General features: G+C 45.5%; 6 protein-coding genes and 1 other RNA gene. 2 read left to right on the forward strand and 5 right to left on the reverse strand.

The genetic code is table 11. The features are described 5' to 3' along the window. Nucleotides 1–172: 172 nt before the first annotated feature. Nucleotides 173–1,444 carry a mechanosensitive ion channel family protein gene (locus tag KQI79_RS26670; protein WP_216541381.1) on the reverse strand — a complete coding sequence of 424 codons (1,272 nt, stop codon included), beginning with the start codon at nucleotides 1,442–1,444 and terminating at the stop codon, nucleotides 173–175. Between the two features lie 272 nt (nucleotides 1,445–1,716). Between KQI79_RS26670 and KQI79_RS26675 the strand changes: the two genes are divergently transcribed. After that, nucleotides 1,717–1,986, forward strand: coding sequence for a 2TM domain-containing protein (locus tag KQI79_RS26675; protein WP_216541382.1), 270 nt, complete (start codon nucleotides 1,717–1,719; stop codon nucleotides 1,984–1,986). A gap of 49 nt (nucleotides 1,987–2,035) precedes the next feature. On the opposite strand, the gene KQI79_RS26680 is transcribed toward KQI79_RS26675, so the two are convergent. The 3 genes from KQI79_RS26680 to smpB form a co-directional block, all read right to left on the reverse strand. Then, a complete protein-coding gene (locus KQI79_RS26680) occupies nucleotides 2,036–3,277 on the reverse strand; it encodes an acyltransferase family protein (RefSeq protein WP_216541383.1) in 1,242 nt (413 codons plus the stop codon). 140 nt (nucleotides 3,278–3,417) lie between these two features. Beyond that, nucleotides 3,418–3,784, reverse strand: a transfer-messenger RNA (tmRNA) gene (gene ssrA, locus KQI79_RS26685). Nucleotides 3,785–3,964: 180 nt separating this feature from the next. Beyond that, a complete protein-coding gene (gene smpB, locus KQI79_RS26690) occupies nucleotides 3,965–4,444 on the reverse strand; it encodes an SsrA-binding protein SmpB (RefSeq protein WP_216541384.1) in 480 nt (159 codons plus the stop codon). A gap of 953 nt (nucleotides 4,445–5,397) precedes the next feature. Here smpB and KQI79_RS26695 point away from each other — a divergent pair. Continuing rightward, on the forward strand, nucleotides 5,398–6,465 hold the full coding sequence (locus KQI79_RS26695; protein WP_216541385.1) for a class I SAM-dependent methyltransferase: 1,068 nt from the start codon (nucleotides 5,398–5,400) through the stop codon (nucleotides 6,463–6,465). Between the two features lie 62 nt (nucleotides 6,466–6,527). Here KQI79_RS26695 and KQI79_RS26700 read toward each other — a convergent pair whose 3' ends face one another. Continuing rightward, nucleotides 6,528–7,751 carry an acyltransferase gene (locus KQI79_RS26700; RefSeq protein WP_230192645.1) on the reverse strand — a complete coding sequence of 408 codons (1,224 nt, stop codon included), beginning with the start codon at nucleotides 7,749–7,751 and terminating at the stop codon, nucleotides 6,528–6,530. Nucleotides 7,752–8,012 lie beyond the last annotated feature (261 nt).

Consider the following 8,012-nt stretch of genomic DNA (forward strand, 5'->3'; position numbering starts at 1 on the left):
ACTCGATTTTTGAACTGGGTTTAGTTTGGTGTTGTCTTTTTTCCTGACTCATTGACCTGTTCCTTAAAGTAAATTTCCAATTCTCATGAATCAGGGGCTTGACATCTTACCGCTGGACTTTGCCTTACCTTAAGGTTAAAGAGGAGATCTTAAAAATTAGGCAGGATAAAGTTTAAAAATTTATAAAGCCGCTTCCCTCGCGCACATATTCAGTGCTTTCTTTCAAACGGCCAATATCGTGGCCTGTTGGATTTTGGAAGGTACGAAGCCCAAATGTCGGCACGACTGCAAAAATGTGATCAAAGATATCCGCCTGGACCGATTCATACACCTTCCAGTCGGTATCATTGCTGAAAGCGTAGATTTCCAAAGGCAGCCCGTTATCTCCCGGCGCTAACTGCCTGACAATCAGCGTCAAATCCTGATGAATTTTCGGGTGATTCCTGAGATATTGAAGTATATACACTCGGAAAACGCCAATGTTCGTAAGATGTCTTCCGTTCACTTTGCTATCCGTATTAATATTATGTTCCAGATTGTACGCATTAATTTCATCTAATTTTGTATTGATATATTCGGTAAGGTAGTGAATCTTCTGAAATTCCTCAATCATTTCCTTCGTGCAAAAAGAGATGCTATTCGTATCGATATAGACGCTTCGCTTAATTCTTCTGCCGCCGGATGCTTTCATTCCCCTCCAATTTTTGAACGAATCCGAAATGAGGGCGTAGCTTGGAATCATGGTGATCGTTTTATCGAAATTCATGACCTTTACCGTATTCAATGTAATGTCGATCACGTCGCCGTCGGCATTGTATTTAGGCATCTCAATCCAGTCGCCGACCCGCACCATATCGTTAGCAGACAATTGAACGCCTGCCACCAGGCCTAGGATTGAATCCTTAAATATGAGCATGAGAACAGCCGACAATGCGCCTAATCCGCTGAGAATAATCAACGGGTTCTGACCGATGAGATTCGAGAGCGCCACAATGCCGCCAATGATAAATAGAACGATCTTGGCAACCTGAATATATCCCTTGACCGGCCTGATCTTAGAGACTTCAAACGAGCGATAAATCGCCTCAAAAGCATTGAGCAACGCATTCAACACCATGATGGTTACGATAGTCAGATAAGTTAGTGCGGCTTTTTCAATCAAAGTTTGATATGCCGGAAAGATGGGCGCAGAATAATAAATAATGATCGCCGGCACGAGATGCGATAGCTTGTGGAACACTTTTTTCTCCGCAATGATATTGTCCCACGTATACCGATTGTTATGAACGAGATGAATAATCGTCTTTAGCACGATTTTTTTGGCTATGAAATTTGCCAGGATGCAGACCGCCGCTATAAAGACAATCATGATAATATTCGAAAGATAACCAACGGTTTGTTCGCTCATGCCATATCTGTCCAGTTGCTCTTTAATAAATTCCATTGTTTCCTCCTAACGCCGCGTTACTAGCCTTGTATTATAGAATAGTTTTGAAGACTAAGCAATGTTAAAGAATTCCCACAATCTTCTGCCGTCGCCTCACCAAAAACCCTTCGTTTAAAAATTTATTTTTTTACTTGACCTATACGTTAACGTTAATGTTATAAATAGCCATATGACATCATCGTTAAGGAGTAGCATATGTGGATTTGAAAAACTAAGGAACTATATAACCAAATTTTGGATTTATTAAATCAAGAGGAGAGTGAGAAATCATGAATTTAGCTAAAGAAATGGGCACTCGCAAGGATTTCTTTAACCATTTGACGTTGTTTATCATTGTTCACATCATTATTAATGTGTGGTTACGGATGGAATCTTCTCCACAATTTTTATCTGGGCTTAAACAATCAATTCAGGAAGGGAAAATATGGTTTTACCATGAGGGAACAGGGATATTTATTACTGTCGTATGGCTAATTTTGCTTACGGTACAAGGTTTCTACGTATTATTAGTTAAAGATAAGATCCAGCAAAAGCAATAAACTATGCAAAGAGCAATTTGGGATTTTTACACAAAAACAGCGCATACAATCATTTCGTATGCGCTGTATATTTATCGTTTTCTTGCGGGAAAGGCCTCTGTTCAGTTTGTGTGGTCATCTTTTTTTCAACTTTTCGAGCTAGTATTAATGCGCCTTGATCGATATATTTCATATAAAAATGCGACAAAATAAATAATGGCACCATAGAAACCATAAACGTAATTGCATAGGCAAGATTATAACTATAATAATGAATCAATTTACTAAACAGGAATGCAGAGAACGTATTTAGGAGAGTGAAATGAATGAGGTAAAGGGAAAATGAAACCTTACCTAAATAAGCGAATGTTTTCCACCCAAATACACGTTGCAGCACTTTTAAACGAAGCAGAGCAAACAAAATCATAGCAGAGCCTAGGGTTCGTGCAAGAAGTCGTGGATCGATGTTAAATTGTATCCATTCATTGATATTTTTTGTCCACACTTCTACGGGTTCGTACATAGTTCCCATTAATGAAGTATAAGGCGCCGAACCTAAGTAAATCCCCATTAGAAGCACAAGTACTGTCGTTACTTTACTTTGGATCCATTTGTGCTTGAGCAAATCGGCGAGCAGCATCCCCCACAAAAAAGCGACAAAATAGGTTTGAATAAGAGCAATGGATAAGACCGCATACACCATCCATCTTTTCTTCACTCGTCCGAATAAAGCAAGAAAACCAAAAATAAAAAAAGAACCTAATAACTCATAGCTCATTGTCCAAAGGACTGGATTATAAGGATGTGCTTTAACACGGAAAAACGGATCAAAAATAGCAGCCTTGATAACGGTATATACATTTGTATCTAAAGCGTAGTAGTCCTTTTTCATATCCGTCCATGTTATTTCCCATATTTCTTGGAGATGAAAGGCTTTCATAATAATTGCTAGATACACAAGCAATACGGATACAGCTGCCGGCACAGCAAGCCGAATGTACCTTCGTATGGCGGAAGAATGCAACAATTTTTGAAAGGTTACACCATCGATCTCTTTTTCAAACATTTTGACACTGAGCACATAACCACTTAGCACAAAAAACAAACAAACGGCAAATTGTCCATTAAAAAATAAATTAATCGGAGAATGTCCGTACCAGATATCCCATTCAGAATGAGCTTGTTCTGGTCTTCCATTTAACGCAGCTGGATAAAACACTTGCATGTAGTGTGAAATGACCACGGCAAATGCCGCAAGTCCCCTAATCCCATCCAAATAGAGCAACTTTTTTTCTGATGTCTCTTCATTCATTTTTTCACTTCTTTCATAAATAGAACTACTATAACATATTACGCCGTGAACCGAGATTTCCTATTCACGTACTCGATCATAGTAAGATAAATATCGATGAAAAGCAAAAATCCACAACCTCATGCAGTCGTGGATTTACATGGTGGAGGCGAGGGGAGTCGAACCCCTGTCCGAAAATATCGCCACACAGGCTTCTACGGGTGTAGTTGCAGTTTTGATGTCACCTGAGGAGGCCCCCTGCAACCGGGTTCTTCTCAGGTCAGCCTGATTGTCTTCTTCAGCCAGCCCCAGGCGGAGACTGGACAGCGTATCCCACTAAGGTTGGGCCCCTATCCCGGCACATGGGCGATGCAGGGTAGAAGCTCGCTAGCAGGTTATTAAGCTGCTAAAGCGAAGTTGTTTTGTTGTTTGCCGTTTAAATTTGGCGTTAGCGTTGTTGAAGCGGACGCGTCCCCACTACCCGCTACCCATGCTCAAACTATCCCCGTCGAATCCAAAAACGCCCCCGAAATGGGCTCGTTCGTGAATGGATCGTCCATTCGTTCGAGCAAAAGTTGTGCATAAAATGCTACCTATATATTATACCACATTCCCCCCGCCTCCACAGAATTTGTTGTTGGAAGCGTTGGATGCTTGTGGTGCGATGAATCGAATCAACCAAGCGCCGTTGCCTGCGGAAATGGCATGTTAGCGCGCGATTTTCTGCTTCTCGCGCAGCGCCCGCTGAATATCGCGTTGCGCATCGCGTTTGGCGGCGGATTCGCGCTTGTCGTATTGCTTCTTCCCTTTGCCAAGACCGATCAGCAGCTTCGCGTAGCCGTTGCGGATATAAATCTTGAGCGGCACGATCGAATATCCCTCTTGCTTGGACTGGCCCAGCAGCTTGTGAATTTGCGCCTTATGCAGCAGCAGCTTGCGCGCGCGGGTCGGATCGACCGGGTTGAACCGGTTGCCCTGCTCGAACGGGCTGATGTGCATATTGTGGATGAACATTTCCCCGTTTCGGATCGTAGCGAAAGCGTCGTTAATATTCGCCTTGCCCATCCGAATCGATTTAATTTCCGTTCCTGTCAGTACCATGCCCGCTTCGAACGTTTCCTCAATGAAATAGTCATGGGAAGCTTTCTTATTCTGAGCGAGCTGCTTGCCGTCACTCTTCTTACCCATGCTCTCACTCCTTCATCATCGAAATTTTTTGCCGAATGGGCTTTCGTATCGTATCTGTCTCTTGGACAGCAATGGAAAGATCGGATCAGACATTAATTGTAGCAAAATTCAACCGCTAAAATCAAGAGTTTCAATCGCTTGTATCAATATGTTTTATGGTACAAATCAATGCAAAGTAAAGTATAATAAAGAATAAGGTTTTGCCGACTCTGTAAAACACGCTCGATGCCAACGCAAGGTATCTTTAACGACACAAAAATTTAACTCGATTAACATTTTATCCCACAAATAGCCAACACCTTGAAAATAGCCCGTCTATCCATACTCCAAACACCAAAACTACCGACCGCTATAACTAGACTGGATAACAAACAAATCGCATCAACCGCCCCTGTCAGTCCCATTCTTAATCGCTTGCAACCATTGGAGCTTCAAACATGTAAGCGCATTCGCTATCCGTAATCTTTGCTGTTCATTTCCCGCTTCTGTCCGGTTACAGAAACCAACGACTGCGAGTGGCGTTATTGTGAAAACGAGATAGGTACGTGCTGAAACTGCCTCTCGATGAACGTGCAACATTTGTAACGGAACTAGAAGACCTTAATTTGCAAAAAAGCCGACTATTCAAATTCTAACGGAACCCAGCGCTCTTATTCTTTGTTTTGCCATCAAAAAATGAACGAATGACCGCAAATAAGGTCCGTCACTTCCGTTACATTTCCAAAAGTTTCAATTTTGCCCAAATAAGGTCCCCTGCATCCGTTAGCCGCGACATCGCCGCTTACCGTTCATCGATCGTCACCGAAAGCCCGCATTTTCAACCAAACAAAGCGATAATCGCGTCAAAATAAGACCTTGGCGAAAATCCCGCCATATAACAATACCTCATCATCCGCACATGCACAAAGGCGCTACAAGCACGTCGCTATCCGTAAAAAAGGAGGAGTATTCATATGATTGTCCAAAACCACGAAAAGCAATCATCGTACAGCTTCCCTTACACCGAACTCGATTTCGAAACGACGGTCAAACGGCCGAATTATCGGGTCGATCTGCGCAATGCCCGCAACGAACATTGGGAACGTTTTATCGACGCCAATCAGGTGAAGGATTGGTCGCAGCTGCGCTGGCAAGATATCGGCAAACCGTATCGCGTCGAAAATATGGCGGAAGCCCGGAAGCAGTGGGAGCGCGAGCATGAACAAGCGATGCCTGCCCATACCGCATGGCAATATTTCAACCGTTCGTTTCACGAATGGTTCGAGAAGGACGTGCCAAGCGAAATGAGCGAAGCCGGCCAAGCGTTGTGGCGGCATATGCGCAAATTCCAGATGCGCGAAGTGAAGGCGGCGCTCGGCGATTACGTGAAGCTCGGCATATGGAACTATGCCCACCGCATCCAGGACGGCATTTGGGATCCCCGCGGCAAAAGAGCGCTATTCCAAGGGCTCGATCTCAAACGCCCGCGCATCCTGTTCCTGGGCGCCGCCGAAGGATATGAGGCGATGCAACTGCATGCGATGTATCCGGGCGGCGAAGTCGTACTCGTCGACTACGACGAGTATTGCCGCACGCATCGCTTCGGCGACTTCCCGGACACGTATCCGTTTCTCGGAACCGATCCGGTCACCGGACAGCCGCGCGTATGGTACAAAAGCCAAATGAACATCTATTATTTGATTGACGACATACGCAATCTCGATTTCGGACCGGAGTTCGACGTCGTGCTCAGCGTCGGCCTGCTTGAGCATTTCCCCGATGCCTTGAAGCCGGAAGTGATGGAATGGCATCGCAAATTCCTCAAGCCCGGCGGCTATGTCGTGATGACGACACCGCGCCTGCACCTCAAAACGAAGCTATTCTACAAAATAATGGAAGACGTAATGAACCATACGTATCGCGAGTTAATGGACATTCGGCAAATGGGCCTCTACGTGTACGAGAACGGCTTTGAAATATTGCGGCACGGCACGATCAAAGTGCACAACGGCATCGTCGCCCGCGTCACGCCAGCCCATTAAGGCCGCATGGAACAACAAAGGCGAGTCCCCGTCCAAATCGATAGGAGAGAGACTCGCCTTACTTAATTCGCCGAACGCGTCGACTGCGCTCGCGTCACCGCCCGGCCGGAAGAACCACCGGCAGCGGCGCCTTTGCGCCGTTTGCCCGTCGAGCCGACGATCCATCTGCCGAAAGGCAGCATGCTGATCAGCTTCGTCAAACCTAGCGAGCCGGCAGCAACAACGACAAACGTCGCCGCCGTCATCCATAAATGATACCCGCCGCCTTGCAGCGGCCGCGTCAATTGCGCAACCATCGACAAGACGAGCGCATGCGCCAGAAATCCGCCGAACGAGTACGTTCCGATCCAACGCATCACCTTGAGCATCACCCCGCCGATCCGTTGGATATGCAGCGCGATCGCATACATCACGAACAAATTCGGCACAATAAGCATAAAGGTAATCGGCCGCAAATAAGTCGACGGCTGCAGCGTAAAATTGCCGGACGAATTCGACAGCAATTCATATCCAAGCCATATATATAGGACGACGAACAATAGCAAGTTCAACGCGAACGATTTCTCGATAAACGAGCGCCACCGCTGCAGGCCGAACGCGCATACCGCGCCGAGCGCCACATAAAACCAATAAAAGAGCAGCAGCAACGTACGGTGGTCAATGAGCCACTTCCATACCCCTGTCATGCCGCGGCTAATATCGAATAACCGGTAATACGATAACCACAACAGGCCGGCATACAGAACGGCACAGCCGAGCATCAGGATTCCAACGCGAACGGAAAGCGCCTTGGGACGCTCTCCCCATCGCCGGATAAACGCGTTTTTCACCTTTTTGGTAACCCATAAGATTACGGGAAACAACAAATAAAACTGAAAAATCATCACGACAAACCATAACTGATACCCGTAAGTCGGGCTAAGTAGTTGGTTGCCATATTCCGTTACAAATCGTCCCGCCCCGTTCCAAGGAGGGCCGAGGATCAGCCATGTATAAACAAAGGTCCAGCACATAAACGGGACGAATATATCGGTAAACCTTTTCTTCATAAAAGGTCCGTACGACAGCTTATCCTCTTCGTACTTGTAGAACATAATCATGGCGGACAAGAAAACGAACGTCAACGTCCCGTAACGGGTAAAATGAAACAGCATCCCGAGCATGGTCGCATCCTGCGGCAGTATATCTTGCCGATAAATATATTCCCCTATCGAATGCTGCAGTACGATCGCAAGAAATGCCATCGCGCGCAGCAGCGTAATTTCTTCGATTCTCTCTTTGCGCATCGGTTCCCCTCCAGTCACCTTATACCCACTACATTATACCGAACGAAGATTAAAATAACATGAATTCGCCGCCCCGTCAAAGCCTATACCGCATTTACGTTCCGATAAGAAAAACGCCTGACGGCGTCCTTTAAGTTCGTGCATCTCCGTTCATACGTACCAAAGTAAGCTGGGGTATGGGGATCTTCTTCCCCTGTCCCCAGTCTACTTTTTCACATCATTTATCCTGTATTCATAGCCATGAACTCCTTTGTAATAATC

Origin of the sequence: Paenibacillus sp. MSJ-34, from assembly GCF_018918005.1 — a bacterium.
In the GTDB taxonomy this organism is placed as follows: Bacteria; Bacillota; Bacilli; order Paenibacillales; family Paenibacillaceae; genus MSJ-34.